This is a genomic window from Pedobacter sp. KBW01, assembly GCF_003852395.1.
GTDB lineage: Bacteria > Bacteroidota > Bacteroidia > Sphingobacteriales > Sphingobacteriaceae > Pedobacter.
The window spans coordinates 43,497-62,423 of record NZ_QAJQ01000013.1 but is presented as its reverse complement, the minus strand read 5'-3'; the positions used below and the strand labels follow the sequence as shown (position 1 = coordinate 62,423).

At 40.6% G+C, this 18,927-nt stretch carries 11 protein-coding genes; 6 read left to right on the top strand and 5 right to left on the bottom strand.

The genetic code is table 11. The features are described from left to right. Positions 1 to 107: 107 nt before the first annotated feature. The 4 genes from DBR40_RS14615 to DBR40_RS14600 form a co-directional block, all read right to left on the bottom strand. Positions 108 to 971: an N-acetylglucosamine kinase gene (locus DBR40_RS14615; protein WP_124560498.1), complete on the bottom strand. Its 864-nt coding sequence runs from the start codon at positions 969 to 971 to the stop codon at positions 108 to 110. 255 nt (positions 972 to 1,226) lie between these two features. Further along, entirely contained in the window at positions 1,227 to 2,537 is a 1,311-nt protein-coding gene (locus tag DBR40_RS14610; protein ID WP_124560497.1) for a TolC family protein, read from the bottom strand. Positions 2,538 to 2,559: 22 nt separating this feature from the next. Then, complete coding sequence (locus DBR40_RS14605) at positions 2,560 to 5,649, bottom strand: efflux RND transporter permease subunit (protein WP_124560496.1); 3,090 nt, start codon at positions 5,647 to 5,649, stop codon at positions 2,560 to 2,562. Between the two features lie 2 nt (positions 5,650 to 5,651). Further along, a complete protein-coding gene (locus DBR40_RS14600) occupies positions 5,652 to 6,749 on the bottom strand; it encodes an efflux RND transporter periplasmic adaptor subunit (RefSeq protein ID WP_124560495.1) in 1,098 nt (365 codons plus the stop codon). A 408-nt stretch (positions 6,750 to 7,157) separates the two neighbouring features. Between DBR40_RS14600 and DBR40_RS14595 the strand changes: the two genes are divergently transcribed. Beyond that, the gene (locus tag DBR40_RS14595; protein WP_233603897.1) at positions 7,158 to 8,936 is read left to right on the top strand and encodes a M61 family metallopeptidase; all 1,779 of its coding nucleotides are present in this window, start codon (positions 7,158 to 7,160) and stop codon (positions 8,934 to 8,936) included. A gap of 100 nt (positions 8,937 to 9,036) precedes the next feature. Here DBR40_RS14595 and DBR40_RS14590 read toward each other — a convergent pair whose 3' ends face one another. After that, complete coding sequence (locus DBR40_RS14590) at positions 9,037 to 9,501, bottom strand: hypothetical protein (protein WP_124560493.1); 465 nt, start codon at positions 9,499 to 9,501, stop codon at positions 9,037 to 9,039. A gap of 254 nt (positions 9,502 to 9,755) precedes the next feature. Here DBR40_RS14590 and DBR40_RS14585 point away from each other — a divergent pair, with 254 nt between their 5' ends. The 5 genes from DBR40_RS14585 (at position 9,756) to DBR40_RS14565 (ending at position 18,916) form a co-directional block, all read left to right on the top strand. After that, positions 9,756 to 11,531, top strand: a complete 1,776-nt coding sequence (locus tag DBR40_RS14585; RefSeq protein ID WP_124560492.1) for an AMP-dependent synthetase/ligase — start codon at positions 9,756 to 9,758, stop codon at positions 11,529 to 11,531. Next, positions 11,503 to 13,224 carry a gamma-glutamyltransferase gene (gene ggt / locus DBR40_RS14580; RefSeq protein WP_124560491.1) on the top strand — a complete coding sequence of 574 codons (1,722 nt, stop codon included), beginning with the start codon at positions 11,503 to 11,505 and terminating at the stop codon, positions 13,222 to 13,224. Before DBR40_RS14585 ends, ggt begins: the two co-directional genes overlap by 29 nt. An 86-nt stretch (positions 13,225 to 13,310) precedes the next feature. After that, a complete protein-coding gene (locus DBR40_RS14575) occupies positions 13,311 to 15,647 on the top strand; it encodes a GAF domain-containing protein (RefSeq protein WP_124560490.1) in 2,337 nt (778 codons plus the stop codon). 102 nt (positions 15,648 to 15,749) lie between these two features. Further along, positions 15,750 to 17,459 carry a DUF885 family protein gene (locus tag DBR40_RS14570; protein ID WP_124560489.1) on the top strand — a complete coding sequence of 570 codons (1,710 nt, stop codon included), beginning with the start codon at positions 15,750 to 15,752 and terminating at the stop codon, positions 17,457 to 17,459. 137 nt (positions 17,460 to 17,596) lie between these two features. Further along, entirely contained in the window at positions 17,597 to 18,916 is a 1,320-nt protein-coding gene (locus tag DBR40_RS14565; RefSeq protein WP_124560488.1) for a DUF6089 family protein, read from the top strand. Positions 18,917 to 18,927: the final 11 nt, after the last annotated feature.

The window sequence follows — 18,927 nt, the reverse complement described above, 5'->3', positions numbered from 1 at the left end:
TATTCGCAATTATATGCTGTTAAAAGTATAACAAAAGTTTGTGGGCTTATGTTTACAATCTTAAGCATATTTTAACAATTTATTATAGCTTTAAAGTAGATTTTGATTTAACTGGCTTGCTGAATGATGCCCTCTTTGTGCAAAATAAAATTAAACAGCTCATCAATTGGTTTTTGTAAAATTTTGCCGGGCTCAATGCCGTTTTCTACCAATACCGAAATGAGTGCGTCCTGATAATAGTAGGCAATAGAACCTACAAAATGGCAGGGTACATTTTTATGTTTGGGATAATCTTTAACGTTGGTATCTACAAATTCCTGAAAGCCTTTTCTTAATATTTCCTGAATAAAAGGGTGGTCTTTGTGGTTAGCCATAAAACGGCTAAAACCTGCTAAATATATATTTGGAAATGGTTTTTGGTACACGTTGGTAATAATCTGCTCTTTTTCTGCAGGGAAGGTTTTTTTAAACTCTGCTGCTAAGTTTGAAGGCATTTTATTGTATAAGTAACTTAACAATACTTTTTTTCCAAAGAAGGTACCCGAACCCTCATCGCCTAGAACATAACCCAAGCCGTGGTGGCCATCGTGTATTTTCTTACCGTCGAAATAACAAATGTTAGACCCTGTACCTAAAATACAATTTAAGCCTTCGGCATTTCCGCAGGTAGCATACACTGAACCTAAAAGATCATGATCTACAGAAATAAAAGCTTTGGTGAAAATGGTTGATAGCCCGTTCGAAACCACTTCGTGCTTATCAGGAGAGGAGCAACCCGCCCCAAAAAAATAAATCTCTTTAACCTCATCTGCATATTGGATTAAGGATTCGTTTTTAGAAATTAACTTGGAAATTTCCTGCTCACTTAAAAAATAAGGGTTTATTCCCGGCGTGCTAAACTTAACTGTTTCGCCATTGTGGTAGCCCATCCAATCGGTTTTTGAAGAGCCACTATCTGCAACAAGTATCATGGATTAAATATAAAGATAAATTACAGAATTTTAAACTTGAAATAATTTCGTTACCTCATTTTAACGCTTATTAGCAGTATTTTAACCACCATGTGCTTTATTAAAGGTTTTTAATCAATAGTTTACGCATTTTAACCAACAATCAGATATTATTGTGTTTTTAATTACAAAAATAGCTTTAATAACAGTCCCTAATGTTTTTTAACCGTAAACAACAATTTTTTATTTGTGCGTTTCAGATTAATCCCGCCCGGCTTATTTAATCAAATCAATACTTCCGCTAATTGCTTTTAATGTGGTTTCGGCTATTTTGGCCTGATACTGCATTTCAATGAAACGGTTTTGTGCATCAATGGCATTACGCTGCGCTTCTCTCAGTTCTAACGGGGCAATGCTGCCTAAGCGATATTTCGCTAAGGTAATATCCAGATTTTCTTTGGCAATATCTACATTTCGCTGCTCAAGCTTAATCAAATCCAGATAGGTATTGTAATTTTCGTATGCGGTAAGCAATTGCGAATTTACATCCAGCTTCGTTTTGTTTAGGGTAATGGCAGAGTTATCTATCTCTATTTTTGCATTCCGCTCTTGCTGGCGCTGTAAAAAGCCATTAAACAAATTAATACTTGCGGTAACGCCATAGGTAAATCCGTTTGCAGCAAATTTTTGGTTAAAGCCTGTTGGGCTGGTACTGTTTGCCCTGCTGTAACCCGAATTTAAGCTTACCGATGGGTACCTAGCCCCGCGGATTGATTTTAGATTTAGAGCAGCAATGCGCTGGTTAATAAATGCGTTTTGCACATTTGGGTTCTGTTGTTCGGCCATTTCGGCCATTTTACTAAACGAAATACCTTTATCTACATCAATTTTATTTTCTACCGAAAATGAAGTGCTAATATCCCTCACCATTAACTGATTTAAACGTACCCTGGCCACCTGCAAAGTGTTTTTTGCCTGCAGGTAGCTTGAAGTATCTGTATTGTAATCTACCTGTGCGCTTAATACATCCAGTTTTGAGCCGCGGCCGAGTTGTAATTTTGTTTTGGCAATATTGGCGCGCAAAACGGAAACATCCATAGCACTATCAGCAGCGATAACCAGCTGTTGTTGCCTTACCACATCGTAATAAGCAGTAATTACATCGGCTACGGTAGTTAAAATGGTTAAACGGGCATTCAGCTCGCCTTGTTTTTGCAGCTCCTTCAGGCGGTCGTAATTGGCGAACATGCTAAAACCATCAAAAATGGTCCAGTTTAAATCGGCACCATAACTGTTATTGGTACTTTTGGCACCCGTAATTACCCTATCTGGCCCGGTTGCAGGCGTTTGCCGCGTATTTTGGATACTCCCGCCATTGGTATAACTTCCCGAAAGATTAGGCAACATACCTGCATTACCAATATTGGCATTGTTTTTTGCAATGTCGATCTGATTTTTGCTGATTTTAATATCGTAGTTATTCTGTAAAGCAATGGTAATGGCTTCTTGCAGGCTTAGCTTTTGCTGTGCAAAACCCGAAAGCGATAAGCTTATCAGCAGGATAAATATTCTTAATTTCTTGCTCATCTTATTCTTCTATATGTAAAGCTTACTGTTCAAAACGATGGGCTTCTTTTAATTCTTTATTCGGTTTGTAAGGTTTGGCCCAATAAGAGTAAATGGCTGGGATTACAAACAGTGTTAATACCAAAGAGAATAACGTACCACCTACAATTACGGTTCCCATACTCATTCTGCTTTTTGCAGCCGCACCCAAAGCAAGTGCAATAGGCAAGGCGCCAATGGCAATGGCCAAACTGGTCATTAAAATAGGGCGTAAACGTGAAACTGCAGCTTCTCTGATGGCTTCGGGAATGGCCATGCCTTTTTCTTTAAGCTGGTTGGCAAACTCTACAATTAAGATGCCGTTTTTAGTTACCAAACCAATAAGCATAATGGTACCAATCTGGCTGAAGATATTCCAGCTTTGGCCACATAACCAGAGCGATAAAAATGCTCCGGCAACGGCCATAGGTACTGTTAAAATGATAATAATCGGATCTTTAAAGCTTTCGAACTGTGCCGAAAGGATTAAATAAACCAGCAACAGGGCCAGGCCGAAGGCAAAGAATGTGTTAGATGAACTTTCTTTAAAATCGCGCGATTCGCCACTCAAGTCGGTTGAGAAGGTTTCGTCTAATACTTTTTTAGATATGGCATCCATGGCATCTATACCTTCGCCAATACTTTTACCCGGCGCTAAGCCTGCCGAAACGGTAGCCGCAATAAAACGGTTGTTCCGGTACAATTGTGGCGGGCTGCTTTCTTCTTTAGCGGTAACCACATTATCGAGCTGAACCAGTTCGCCTTTATCATTACGTACATAAACCGAGCTCAAATCCAAAGGATCTTTTCTGTCGCCGCGATCGAACTGGCCAATTACCTGATACTGTTTCCCGTTCATAAAAAAGTAAGAAAACCTTTGCCCACTGAGTCCTAAATTTAAAGTTTGTGCAATGGCTGAAATAGAAACACCTAAATTTTTGGCTTTGTCGCGGTCGATGGTCAGGTTAATTTCCGGCTTGTTAAATTTCAGGTTCACATCCGAAACTGTAAATGTAGGGTCTTTGGCTACCGCATCCATAAACAATGGAATTTTCTCACGTAGCTTTTCAAAATTTTGTGCTTGAATAATGTAACTGATGGGTAAGCCGCCCCGGCGACCAACTGAAATGGTAGGCTGCTGGCTCACAATTGTTTTTCCTTCTGTGTATTTTTTGGTTATCCGGGTAAGCATATCTGCAATATCCTTTTGCGAACGTTCACGGGTTTCCGGATCCGTTAAACCCATCCTCACAAAACCTGAGTTTACAGCACCCGAGCCACCAAAACTTGGTGAGCTGATGGTAATGTTCACATTCTTTTCTGGAACAGAATCAATCACCAACTGGTTCAGTTTCATGATAAACTTATCGGTATAGGCAAAAGAAGCTCCTTCTGGCGTAGATACGTTAATGTTGATGGCACTGCGGTCATCATACGGGGCAGTTTCTTTTGGCAGTATCTTCCAGAAAAGAAAAATAAGGCCCATACATACCAGGATAATCGGTACGGAAAGCCATCTTTTATCTAAAAATTTATTCAGGTTCGATTCGTAGGCATCGTTTAACTTTACAAAATAAGGCTCAGTCCAGTTGTAGAAACGCGATGGTTTATGCCCGCCTTTTTTCATCAGGTAGGCATTTAGCATCGGTGTAAGGGTAAGCGAAACGAAAGCTGATACCAATACCGCAGCACCGATTACCACCCCAAATTCCCTGAACAAACGACCCACAAATCCCTGTAAGAAAATTACCGGTAAAAACACTGCGGCAAGTGTAATAGAGATTGATATTACAGCAAAAAAGATTTCGTTTGATCCTTTTATGGCAGCTTCAAATGGCGACATGCCTTCTTCTACCTTTTTGAAGATATTTTCGGTAACAACGATACCGTCATCCACCACCAAACCTGTTGCCAGTACAATGGCCAGTAAACTCAATACGTTTATCGAAAAGCCAAAGGCATACATGATAAAAAACGTGAAAATGAGCGACACCGGAATATCAATCAACGGCCTGAAGGCGATGGCCCAGTCTCTAAAAAACAGGTAAATAATTAAAATTACCAGTACCAGCGATAAACCGATGGTTTCGGCAACTTCGGTAACCGAACGTTTGATAAAAAGGGTATTATCTAGGGCTACTTTTAATTTAATATCCTGTGGGATATCGGCCTTTAATTTATCGAAACGTTTGTAAAACTCTTTACTGATATCGAGATAATTGGCTCCGGGTTGAGGGATAATAGCGATGGCTACCATCGGTCTGCCCGATTCGCGTAAAATAGTCTCCTCGTTTTCAGGCCCCAGAACGGCATAACCCACATCTTTTAATTTAATTACCTGGTTGCTGTCTGATTTGAGGATCAGGTTGTTAAACTGGCTTTCGTTGGTCAATTTACCAAGGGTTTTTACGGTCAGTTCGGTAGTGGCCCCGGTAATTTTTCCCGATGGAAGCTCTACGTTCTCATTGTCCAGAGCGGTAACAATATCCTGCGAGGTTAAGCCATAAGCGCTCAGTTTATTCGGATCCATCCAAATACGCATGGCATATTTACGCTGCCCCTGAATTTGAACACTACTTACTCCCGGAATGGTTTGAATACGATCTGCAATTACATTTTCGGCAAAATCACTTAACTCGAGTGTATTGCGCTTATCACTCTGGATCGTCATCGATAAAATCGGGTCAGAGTTGGCATCGGCCTTGCTTACAACAGGTAATCCGTCAATATCTTTAGGCAAGTTTCTGGCTGCCTGCGAAACTTTATCACGAACATCATTGGCTGCCTCTTCAATGTTTTTATCGAGATTAAACTCAATGGTGATGTTACTGGCTCCCTGGTTACTGGACGAAGAAATATTCCTGATCCCATCGATCGAATTGATCGATTTTTCAAGCGGTTCGGTAATCTGCGATTCAATGATATCCGAGTTGGCACCAGGGTAGGAGGTTCTTACCGAAACCACCGTCGGATCGATAGAAGGGTACTCGCGCACCCCCAGAAAGGTATAGCCAATTATCCCGAAAAGGACAATCAGCAAGTTCATCACAATGGCCAGAACAGGCCTTTTTATACTCGTGGTGGAGATGCTCATAATTATTCTTTAACCAAATGAACTTTAACCGGCGCATCTTTCTTCAAAGCCATCGAGCCTGTGGTTAAAACTGTGTCGCCTGCTTTTAATCCCGAAGTAATTACAATGTTTTCATCGGTACGGGTACCGGCCTCTACATTAACTTCCTTTGCTTTGCCATCTTTCTGTATATAAACAATTTTGCCTTTTAAAACCGGAATAACAGCTTCGTTAGGGATCAGGATCGCATTTTGAAGGGTGTTTAAGGCCAGTTTAATTTTGGCAAATGAGCCCGGCAATAGTGCATTATCGGCATTTGGCGCCAAAGCCCTGATTTGTAAAGTGCGTGTTGCTGCATTAATACCCGGCTCTATGGCATATACTTTTCCTTTGTTCTGTTTGGCAGAACCATCGGTAGTAAAAATAATTTCAGAATTTATTTTAACCTGACTGGCGTATTTCTCTGGTACGGAGAAGGTAACCTTAACCGGATTGGTGCTCACCAGATTGGCAATTACGGTGGCAGGTGTTAAATAGGTTCCGGCAGAGATACTGCGTAAACCCACCCGGCCTGTAAAAGGCGCCCGGATAGTAGTTTTTGCTAATTGCGCCCTGATTAATTGCGCTTGTGCCTGTAAAGATTTTAAATCTGCCAGGGCCGTGTCGTATTCTTCCTGACTGATTGCCCCCTTGGCCAGCAGTTGTTTTGCCCGATTTTCGTTGGTGGCAGAAAGTTTTTGCTTGGTTAGCGCATCCTGCAATTGCGCCTGTATATCTCTATCGTTTACTTTTACCAGCACACTTCCTTTAGCTACAGTGGTGCCTTCCTGGAAATAAATTCCGGTAACCAACCCCGATACTTCACTTTTTAATACTACCGATTCATTGGCTTCAATGGCGCCGGTTACTTCCAGGTCGTTGTTAAACGATACCGGTTTTACCACAATACCATCTACCACAAGCGGCGCCGATTTTCCGTCTTTATCGCCTGCTTTACCTTTTCCTGCACCGGCAGAAGCTCCGCCTTTTCCCTCTAGTTTTTTGTTTGCGTTAATTCTGTAATATACCAGATAGGCCAGGCCCAGAGCTAAAACAGCATAAAAAATATACCTTTTCTTCATGTTTAAATTTGTGTCGTGCTTGTTCCGGACATTAAAATAGCATTAATACCCTAGCATTAGAGGGCAAAAATATCCAAATAGTTTAGTCCTAAATTTGTTGTATTAAGGATGTTACAGCGCTACAGCTTGGAGTTTGCAGTTTTCAGCTGGGAGTTAACTATTCGTGAACAAGATGTAATTGGCATTTATATGCTACAACTTAGTTAGAGGCAAGAATTATGGTTGACGTTTATAGTTTGGCTGACCAAAAGACCATTAACTATCAACTGTGATACAATGAAAATTTTACACCACATTTAGCTATTTCATACTGAAAACCCATCAATAAATCTAAATTTGCAGCAAAACACAGTGAATATGTTTAATAAAAAATCAATTTTAAGTTTAGTTTTACTACTAACGTGTATTATGGCAGCGAAGGCGCAGGTAAAAATAGGCTTTGAGGTTTCTTTTAAAGAACCACAAGCACATTATGCAGAGGTGCAGATGAATATTTCTGGACTGGCAAAAGATTATGTAGATGTAAAGATGCCGGTATGGACCCCTGGTTCTTACCTGGTACGCGAATTTGAAAAAAGTGTAGAAGAGTTTAAAGCTTCTGCAGCCGGTAAAGCGGTTAAAGTAGAAAAAGTAAGAAAAAATATTTGGAGAATCTTTTCGGCAAATGCCAAAGATATTCAGATTAATTACCGCGTTTATGCATTCGAAATTTCTGTTCGTACTGCATTTATCGATGAGTCGCATGCATTTTTATCGCCTACTGCAATTTTTATGCACCCTGATGGCATGATTAAATCGCCAAGTACGGTTAAAATTATTCCTTTTAATACCTGGTCTAAAGTTTCAACAGGCTTAACCCCGGTTACAGGCGAACAGTTTACTTATAAAGCTACTGATTTTGATATTTTATATGATAGCCCGATTGAAGTAGGTAACCAGGATACTTTTGAGTTTACTGCTGCGGGTGTTCGCCATGAAGTGGCCATGTATGGTGGTGGTAACTACGATAAAGAAAAACTTAAAGTAGATATGGCTAAAATTGTAGAGAAAGAAACTGCAGTTTATGGCGAAAACCCTAATAAATACTATCTTTTTATTGTACATAACTTTTTAAAAGGTGGCGGTGGTTTAGAGCATTTAAACTCTACTACTTTAGGCGCTACCAGAAATGCTTACAATACTGTCGAAGGTTATAAAGGCTTTTTAGGTTTGGTTGCGCACGAATATCACCACCTTTGGAATGTGAAACGTTTGCGTCCTGTTGCTTTAGGCCCTTTCGATTACGATAACGAGAATTACACCACTAACCTTTGGGTGGCCGAAGGTTTTACCTCTTATTATGAGAATAAATATTTGCACCGTGCAGGTTTTACTGATGTAAACGAATTTTTGAAAGATTTAGCAGGAGGTGTAGGTACAGTTTTAAATACACCTGGTGCCAAATACCAATCAGCCGCTTCTTCTAGTTACGATGCCTGGATTATCGGTTATCGTCCGAACGAGAACTCAAAAAACAATTCAATTTCTTACTACAATAAAGGTGAGGTAATTGGTATTTTGATGGATCTCGAAATTATTAATGCTACAAAAGGCACTAAAAGTTTGGATGATGTAATGAAAGCCATGTACTTGCAGTGCAAAACTTTAAAACGCGGCTATACCGATGCCGAATTTAAAGCCATGGTTGAAAAAATATCGGGAATTAGTTTTACCAATTTCTGGGCAAAATACGTTAACGGTGTTGATGATGTAGAGTATGTAAAATATTTCGGCTATGCTGGTGTTGATGTTGCGACCGAAAATGCCACTCCAGGGAAACCCGTTACCGGTGCTGCAGTTCAGTTGGGTAATATTGGTTTAGAAGTAACTTCGGTTGTCCGAAATTCGGCTGCCTGGATAAATGGTTTAAACGTTAACGATGTTATTGTGCAAATTGATGGATTGTCGTTGAGTGAAGCATTGAAAAGTGTAAAACTGAAAGATCCTAAATTTTCGTTAGATATTTTGCCGCTTATTACCAATAAAAAAGCAGGCGATCAGCTAAGCGTTAAAGTAATCAGGGATGGCCTGGAGAAAGAATTTTCTTTAACCCTTAAAGAAAATCCAAATGTACGCTTAAAGGCAACCGTTAACGAAAATGCAACAGCCGCTCAAAAAGCTGTATTGAAAAAATGGACAGGAGTTTAGTTAACAGTTTTCAGTTAGCAGCGCTCAATTGGGCATAAAAAAATCCCGTAAGNNCTTACGGGATTTTTTTATGCTTAGCACCCTGCGCGCTACGTTTCGCTTAGAAAGTATATCTAAAACCTAAACCAAATCGGCCGGCATTAAAATCACTGTCGTTGCTGCCCAAATAAATTCTTGGTCTCCAATCTAAAGCTAAAGCCAATGGTGCACCACTAAATTTATAATCTAAACCAACCATCGGAACCAGAAAAAAGTTAGAACCACCATCATACAATTGAATTGAAGGACCTCCACCAATATACCAGTCTAAACCTCTTGCGCCTGGAATTGAAGAATTGTACTGTAAAAAGCCCTGGATAATTGTAGAGTTACCACCAAATAGAACATCACCCTGAATAGCAGCTTTTGGACTAAAATGGTGTCTGATAGATGGACCTACCAAAGTAGCACCATCACCAAAATCGATACCTAAACCTAAGCCGGTTTTATAGTTTTGAGCTTTAACGTTTGTTGTACTCAGTGCGAATAATGCAATGCATCCTAAAATTGTAAATAACTTTTTCATAATTGATATGTTTTTGTAAAATAATTATCAGCTTAACAACTTTAATGCCGTTTCTGTTTTTAAGGTCAAAATCAGGAACGATTAAAAAACAATGCTTGCATAGTAATTTTGTAATTGCTAAGTTTAGTTTTAAATTTTTGATCAGAATAAATACAGCTTTTGGCTAAGCAGGATGTATTATTTTAATTAAAGAGACACATAATGATCAATCTTTATGATTGATTTTTTAACTTAACCAAATAATAACAATTCATATGGCGGCAGAAATTAAACGGGTTTTTGATCTTTTGAAATATAGCCTCGAAAATCCCAAGAAGGAATTCATCAGCGGAAAAATTAAGGGGAAATGGATAAATTATAGTACAGCCGATTTTTGTACTGCGGTAGATAATTTAAGTCGCGGATTAATTAAACAAGGTATTAATAAAGGCGGAAGAGTGGCTGTAATGTCGCACAACCGGCCCGAATGGAACATTGCCGATTTTGCTGCCAACCAAATAGGGGCTTACCAAATTCCATTATACCCAACACTGGCCGAACACGATATTCAGTTTATATTAAAGGATGCTGAGATTTCGATCGTATTTGTGGCCGACGAAGAATTGTATAAAAAAATAAAACCCTGTGCCGATGCCATAAATCCGGCCATTAAGATTTATAGTTTCAACGAAATTGCCGAAGCGGAAAACTGGAATGTACTGATAGCTGATGGCAAAGTGGCGACAGAGATCAACCTCGACGATTATCGGGCAAAAGTTGAACCCGAAGACGTTTTAACTTTGATTTATACTTCAGGTACAACAGGCACCCCTAAAGGGGTAATGCTAACGCACAATAACCTGGTGGCCAACTTTGTCAACTCATCAGTTGTAATACCCGAAGGTGTTAAAAAAGGGCTTAGCTTTTTGCCTTTGTCGCATATTTTCGAACGGATGATCATTTATTTGTACCTGTTCAACTCTACTGCAGTGTATTATGCTGAAAGTATGGAAACCATTGTTGCCGATATTCAGCATGTAAAACCTAATGCATTTTCTACCGTTCCCCGTCTGCTCGAAAAAGTGTACGATAAGATTATGGAGAAAGGCAAAGCTTTAACAGGTGTTAAAAGAGGCATTTTCTTCTGGTCGGTTGCATTGGCCGAGAAATATTCGGTTAACGCAGGTGCCTGGTATAATTTAAAACTGGGTATTGCCCGTAAACTGGTTTTTAAAAAATGGCAGGAAGCCCTGGGCGGAGAAATTGTGGTAATTGTATCAGGTGGGGCAGCGTTAAACCCGCGTTTAGCCAGGATTTTCTGGGCAGCTGGTATGCCGGTTTTCGAAGGCTATGGTTTAACCGAAACTTCGCCTGTAATTACCGTAAACCATTTTGGAGGCACCATGTTTGGCACCGTTGGCGAAGTAATTAAAGGTGTAGAAGTAAAAATTGCGGCAGATGGCGAAGTACTAACCCGCGGGCACCAGGTAATGAAAGGTTATTACAACCGCCCTGATTTAACCAGCGAGGCGATAGATGAGGAAGGCTGGTTCCATACAGGCGATATTGGCGAACTGGTAGATGGTCGCTTTTTAAAGATTACGGATCGTAAGAAAGAAATGTTTAAAACAGCAGGTGGTAAATATGTGGCACCACAGATGCTCGAAAATAAATACAAAGAGTCGATCTTTATCGAACAGATTATGGTTTTGGGTGAGAACAGGAAATTTCCTTCGGCGCTTATTGTGCCTAACTTCGAAACCTTAAAAACCTGGGCAGGCCGAAAAGGCATTAGCTTTACAGTAATAGATGAGCTCATTAAAAACGAGCAGGTTTTAGCTAAATATAACGAAGTTATTGAAGCGGCAAATGCAGGTTTTGGTAAATGGGAGCAAGTAAAAAGGTTTGCTTTATTGCCTAAAGAGTGGAGCATTGATGGTGGTGAACTTACGCCAAAATTAAGCTTAAAAAGAAAAGTGATTACAGAGAAAAATAACGAAGTAATTGAAAAGATATATAAAGATGCTGAGAACTACAAAGCCCCTCAATAATTTAAAAAGGTCGTTAACCTACCTCAGCGTGGTTGTTTTGTTGGCGGGTTGTGTAACCGGGCAATTAGGTAAGAACAACAGTGGCGAATATAAAAACGGTATGGTGGTTTCTGCCCATCCCAAAGCTTCGCAGGTTGGGGTCGATATTTTAAAAAAAGGTGGTAATGCAGTTGATGCCGCGGTTGCAGTGCAGTTTGCTCTTGCCGTTGTTTACCCCAATGCTGGTAATATAGGTGGCGGTGGTTTTATGGTGTACAGAGGAGCAAATGGCGAAACAAATGCTTTAGATTTTAGAGAGAAAGCAGCGGCAGCAGCAAGCAGGGATATGTATCTGGATGCTTCAGGTAGTCCGATAGTAGACAAGAGTTTGTATGGGCATCTGGCTGCAGGCGTACCCGGGTCGGTTGATGGCATGGTCGAAGCGCATAAAAAATACGGAAAGCTGAGCTGGGCACAGGTGTTACAACCAGCAATAGATTTAGCGCAAAGCGGATTTAAAATTACTAATCGTCAGGCCACCGAGCTGAATAGTTTGCACAGAAAGTTGATGGATTTTAATCCTAACGGTACAGCGCTTGTAAATTTAGAGCATACCTGGCAGGAAAATGATGTATTGGTACAAAAAGAACTGGCCAATACTTTAAAACTTATTCAGGAAAAAAGCAGGGCTGGTTTTTACGAAGGTGCTGTGGCCGACTCGGTTGTAGCCGAAATGCAACGCGGTAAGGGCTTAATTACCAAAGCAGATTTAAAAAATTACCATGCCACCTGGCGTAAACCCATTACAGGCAATTATAAAGATTATAAAATTATTACCATGCCGCCAACGAGTAGCGGTGGCATTGCCTTAATTCAGTTGCTCCAATCAGTAGAGCCTTATCCTTTAAAAAAATGGGGACACAATGCCGATTCAACTGTGCAGGTAATTGTAGAGGCTGAACGGCGGGTATATGCAGACCGGGCTACACATTTAGGCGACCCCGATTTTTATGCGGTTCCGCAACAACAGTTATTAAATACTGACTATAATAAAAACCGCATGGCAAATTTTAACTGGGCTGCTGCAACACCAAGTAGTGCAGTACTGGCCGGCGAAATTAAAGGAAAGGAGCATGAAGAAACCACACATTTTTCTATCGTAGACCGCGATGGCAATGCAGTTTCGATTACCACAACCTTAAATGGCTCGTATGGCTCATTAGTTGCAGTAAAAGGTGCAGGTTTTCTGCTTAATAACGAAATGGACGATTTTTCGGTTAAACCCGGTGCACCAAATATGTATGGTTTGGTTGGTGGCGAAGCCAACGCCATTGCACCAAATAAAAGAATGTTAAGCTCGATGACACCAACCATTATTGAAAAAGACGGAAAATTATTTATGGTTGTGGGTACCCCGGGAGGTTCAACCATTATTACTTCGGTATTCCAAACCATTATTAATGTAATTGACTTCGGTATGTCGATGCAACAAGCAGTAGCGGCTAAAAAATTTCACCACCAGTGGTTACCCGACGAAGTGTATGTAGAAAAAGAGGCAATTGATAGCCTGGCCACCCAAAAATTAAAGGCTAAAGGTTATAATATTGTACCAAGAGGATCGATTGGAAGGGTGGACGCTATTTTGAGGACCCAATGGGGTAACTATCAGGGTGGGGCAGATCCGCGGGGGGATGATAAGGCCATTGGCTGGTAGCTGAATATCGCTTCAATTTTTTATCTTAGCAATGGGCAATCTGTTACCGTTTGGATTGCTGCCCGTATGATTTAAAGTTTAAAGAGATGAAGAAGCGTATATTTAATCTTGCCTTGAATTATGCAGATTTACCTAACGTAGATTCAGCTATCTCTTTTGGCCCCTTTATACAATACCTACACTATAAAATTAAAGAAGAGCAAACCGTAAAGTCTGCACTTTATCGCAATGCATTAAAAGAATTTGAAAAGCAGGGAATCGACAATCAGGTTATTGCGCTCGAAGAGGTTTACCAGCACGAGTTATTGCTCGAGCATATGTATGCCTGTCTTTCGCCGGTATCTTTAGCCGAAGATCAACAGGCCTGGGGACTTTGTGCGCCCATGCAACCCATTACTTTTTATGGTACTGAGCTGATGTATGAACTGCTCGAGCATGAAGAAAAAGATCAGAACAGTTTCGCGGGTTCAAGAACAGCTGAACAGCTCCAGCGGGATCGCCTGCATTTTATATATTCCTTTATTCTGAACCAACTATATGCTTTCCATGCGCCATTAAAGGAAAAATACCACTCGGGCATCAATTCAGATACCGGTTTGCCGGGCTATTTTCACATTGGAGTAAATACGGGTTTTATTGAGGTAAAAGCTAAACAACCATTGCCCGAACTCAGTTACAGGGAATTGCAACAATATTTGAGTGAAGAATCGGGGCTTGATAAGTTGCAGCAAGCGCTACCGCTATCACTTTTCGAACTCAGGGGCATTTCGGTGCTAACCATAACCGATGTTACCGCAAGACAGGCAGTAGAAAATATTAAAGCTGTGCGGTTGAGCCGTGCTCCGGGCAACGAGGGTGTAGCTTATTCAGAAGTAATTCAATCGCTTAAAGTCCTGGTGAAAAATGCCAATATCCAATTCGATCTTTTTCCCTTTGTAAGGGTTAACAATAAAATGGTTTATGGTTATGTAAAAGGAGGCAGCGGATTGCTTTTCTCGGTATGGGGAGAAGAAACCTTAAGTCCCGAAGCTTTTCAGCAAATTGCCGAGGGCTATGCGGCGAACCCCAATTCCTTTTATTCGCCCGATATCTGGGCCGAAAGCAGAGAGATGTTCCCCTGGTTAGAGCGGTTTAGAGAACTCAATGTAAAATCGATGGCGCTTTTACCAGTATTCCATAATCAGGTTTTAGTTGGGGTATTAGGCATGCATACCTGGGTTGGTGAAACTTTCGATGAAAAGAAAATTACACTATTGGAACAGGTGTTGGCACCTATTGCACAGCTGTTGCAGGTTTATATTGATGAATTTAACCTCGAGATCGAAAACATTATCAAAGAGAAATATACATCTATACAACCTGCAGTACAATGGAAATTTAACGAAGCTGCCTGGCATTACCTGCACGATAAGAAAAAGAATTTGCCCCTGCGCACTGATGATATCAGCTTTACGGATGTTTATCCATTTTATGGGGCAATAGATATCAGAAACTCTACAACCGAAAGAAATTTAGCCAGCAAAGCTGATCTTAATCTGCACTTGAGCCTGCTCCGCGATACACTCCAACAACTCAGTAAAACGTATAGCGATGCCTTACTTGTCGAAATTATTTTTAATTGCAACAAATGGAATAATACTTTGCAGGGCGAGGAGTTGAATACAACCGATGAGAACAGCCTGAATATTTTCCTCAACGAAGAAACCACCGATTATTTAAAGCTCATTTCGCTATCGCATCCCAATACGGAGAAGATTATCGATCAATATCTCGAAAACATTGCTGTGCAGGGGGGCAAGGTGTATAAAAACCGGCAGGCTTTAGAAATGTCCATGCAGTTGATTAATACCGATATAAATAATTACTTCGAAGCTGAACGCGAAAAGCTGCAGGAATCTTTTCCCTGTTATTTCGAAAAATTCAGGACCGATGGTGTGGAGTACGATATTTACATTGGCCAGTCTATTGCTCCAGACCGGATTTTCAATCATTTTCACCTAAAGAACCTGCGTTTGTGGCAACTTTCATCAATGGCAGCAATTGCCAAAATGGTGCAGCAACGCCAATCCGATCTGCCCGTTAAACTGGCTACTACCCAGTTGATTTTTATCCACAATCATCCGATCGATATCAGTTTTAGGATCGATGAAAGAAAGTTTGATGTTGAAGGTGCCTACAATATCAGGTACCAGATGATTAAAAAAAGGATCGACAAAGTACTTATCCGCAACTCCGAAGAGCGGCTAACCCAGCCTGAGAAACTGGCCTTAATCTATTTCAATAAAAGAGACATAGACGATTACCTTCCCTTTGTAAAATACCTGCAGGAAACAAGTGTGTTGGGTGCTGAAACCGAAGATCTTGATTTAGAAGATCTGCAAGGTTTAAGCGGCTTAAAAGCCTTGCGTGTAACCATTTTATAGGAAACCCAAGCAGAGTATCTTCAATAAGTTACATAGCTTCCTTTTGGCCTATTCTTCCTGTTTCTTTATATTAGCAACAGCTAACCCAAACCATCTATTGCTATGCGCAAACTATACTTCCTGTTTTTAATTCTAACAATCACCTTAAACTTACAGGCCCAAACCAATGAGGCCAGTCTGGTAAGTCCGCTGATTAACCAATATCAGTCAGACAAAAACATGTTTAACCGGAAATATAACTTCAAGCGTGCGGAAGAATATTTTAAACGGATGACACAATTTTATGCGGGTTGGCAGAAACAGTTAAGTACCCTACCTTTCAACAAACTCACGGTAAATGAAAGGGTAGATTATATTTTGCTCAAACGCGATATCCGTTCTGATTCGGCCAGTTTGCAACAGAACTATGCCGAATTTAAAACCAGCATTTTTGCCTTGCCTTTTGCCCAAACATTGATTGATTTTGAGGCAAAGCGTAGAGTTGGTCAACAGCAGGATGGCAAAGCTATGCAACAACAATTTGAACAGCTGCGCGAAGATATCAGGAAAACCACAAAGGCCGTAGAACAGAAAAATTTGGAAATTACGCCAGTGCAGGCTTCCTGGGCACAGCAAACCGTAAATCAATATTTAGCAGTATTTACCGAAGCTTATAAATTTTACGATGGTTATGACCCACAATTTACTAAAGCTACAAAAGGAGTTTACCCGGAAGTAACAGGTGCTTTGCAGGCTTATGCCGATGTACTGGGTAAAATGGCCAGACCTTCTAATGCGGCAGATGATGGTAGCGGTATTATCGGTAATCCGATAGGCCGGCCAGTCTTATTAAGCAAATTAAAAGATGAAATGATTGCTTACACGCCCGAACAGATTGAAGCCATTGCCATGAGGGAGTTTGCCTGGTGTGATGCCGAAATGCTCAAAGCCTCGCAACAAATGGGTTTTGGCAACGATTGGAAAAAAGCGCTCGAAAAAGTAAAAACCGATTATCCGGAATTGGGCAAACAACCAGAACTGGTTTACGAACTGGCCAATGAAGCCATCAATTTTGTAGAAAAACATAACCTGATTACCATTCCGCCATTGGCTAAAGAGGGGTGGCAAATGAGGATGTTAACCCCGAAAGAGCAATTGTTTGCCCCGTTTTTCCTTGGTGGAGAATCTGTGCTGATTGCCTACCCGACAGAAGACATGAGCGAAAAGGCCAAAATGATGACCTTACGAGGTAACAACAGGCACTTTTCAAGGGCAGTAGTATTTCACGAGCTTATTCCGGGGCATAACCTGCAATATTTTATGCAAAGCAGGTACAAGCCCTACCGTAAAGTGTTTAGTACACCTTTCTGGACCGAAGGCTGGTCGCTTTACTGGGAAATGTTGCTTTGGGACCAGAATTTTCCGAAATCTCCTGAAGATAAAATCGGGATGCTTTTTTGGCGCATGCACCGGTGCGCACGAATCATTTTTTCGATGAACTATCATCTGGGCAAATGGACACCTAAACAATGTATCGACTTTTTGGTAGATCGGGTAGGTTTTGAGCGTGCCAATGCTGAAGCCGAAGTACGCCGGTCTTTTACCGGAGGTTACGGGCCGCTTTACCAAATTGGCTACATGTTAGGCGGGCTCCAGTTCAGAGCTTTACATAAGGAACTGGTACAAAGTGGTAAAATGACAAATATTCAGTTTCACGATCGTATATTGCACGAAAACAATATGCCGGTAGAAATGGTAAGGGCTTTATTAACTAACCAGCAACTGCCCGAAAATTTCAGTACCCGATGGAAATTTGCGGGCGACATTAAATAACGTAAGGCAAGTATTGAATATACCTTTTCTTCTTTAAAGCTGTGGAAAAGTGGAGAAGTATTTTTACTTGCTTGTAGGTTTTGGTATAACTATTGCAATAGTTAAATAACGCTTATTCAACGTTATATATAAAAACTATGAAATTACAACTATTAAGAACGCTTCCAGTTGCTTTAGCTGGATTGCTTATCGGATCGGCTGCTTCTGCTCAGGAAAAACCGGCAAGTTCAGCTACTTTCAGAACATGGTCTATCGGTGTTAACGCGGGTGTATTAACTCCGCTTTCTCCACTTGGTGGCAAAAACGACTTTAGTAACAACAAATCTGGTTTCGGTTATGGTCTGTACATTAAAAAACAGATTACTCCTTATTTCTCACTTCGTTTAGATGGAGTACGCGGTAAATTAAAAGGCGATAATACCGAGCCATACGAAAGTGGTGTGGTAAACAATTCGCCGGTAAAAGCTTTCGATACCCAACTGGCTTATTCAGGAAGTTTAAATGCAGTAGTAAACATGTTTAACATCGATATGTTTAAGAAAGAAAATGCATTACAGCTTTATGCTTCGGCAGGTGCCGGTATTGCAGGTTATAAACCTACCATTACCACTGCAGCAGGTACTTCTTTGTACGCTGGCGACAAAAACATTCAGGAATTAATTATTCCGGTTGGTTTAGGTGCCAAGTTTAGAATTTCAGATGCCGTTAACTTCGATTTAGGCTGGACCATCAATTTTGTTGATGGCGATAACTTAGATGGTTATTACAGAGGAGGAAATGACAAATACAACTACGCTTATGCCGGTTTGGAGTTTGCTTTAGGTAGCGGAAAACAATTGGCTTTCCACAATCCGGTTGCTTTAACTTATGATGAAGCGGTGAGTGCAAAACAAACTGCTGAAGGTTTAAAAAGTGATTTAGATGCACAGAAAGCTGAGAATGCAAAACTACGTTCAGAAATGATCGATTTGCTTAAAGATTCGGATGGTGATGGTGTTGCTGATAAATTAGATAAATGCCCGAATACGCCTTCTGGTACTGTAGTAGATGGAGCAGGTTGTCCGTTAAAAACTCCTGAAAAAGTAGTAGAAAAAGTAATCGTAACCGAAGAAGACCGTAAGGTAGTTAACGAAGCGATTAAAAATCTTGAATTTGATTTAGGTAAAGCTACTATTCGCTCTAAATCTTATGCATCATTAAACAGGGTTGCCGCTTTATTAATTGAGAAAAACTTTAGCTTAAAATTAGCTGGTCATACCGATAATACCGGTTCAAAAGAATTGAACTTACGTTTATCGAAAGACAGAGCCGAATCTGTTAAAGCCTATTTAGTATCGCAAGGTGCAAATGCATCACGTATTGAAGCTACGGGTTATGGCATGGGCCAGCCAATTGCTACCAATAAAACAGCAGCCGGCCGTCAACAAAACCGCCGTGTAGAGTTTACCCTTTACTAGTCTGTTTTTAA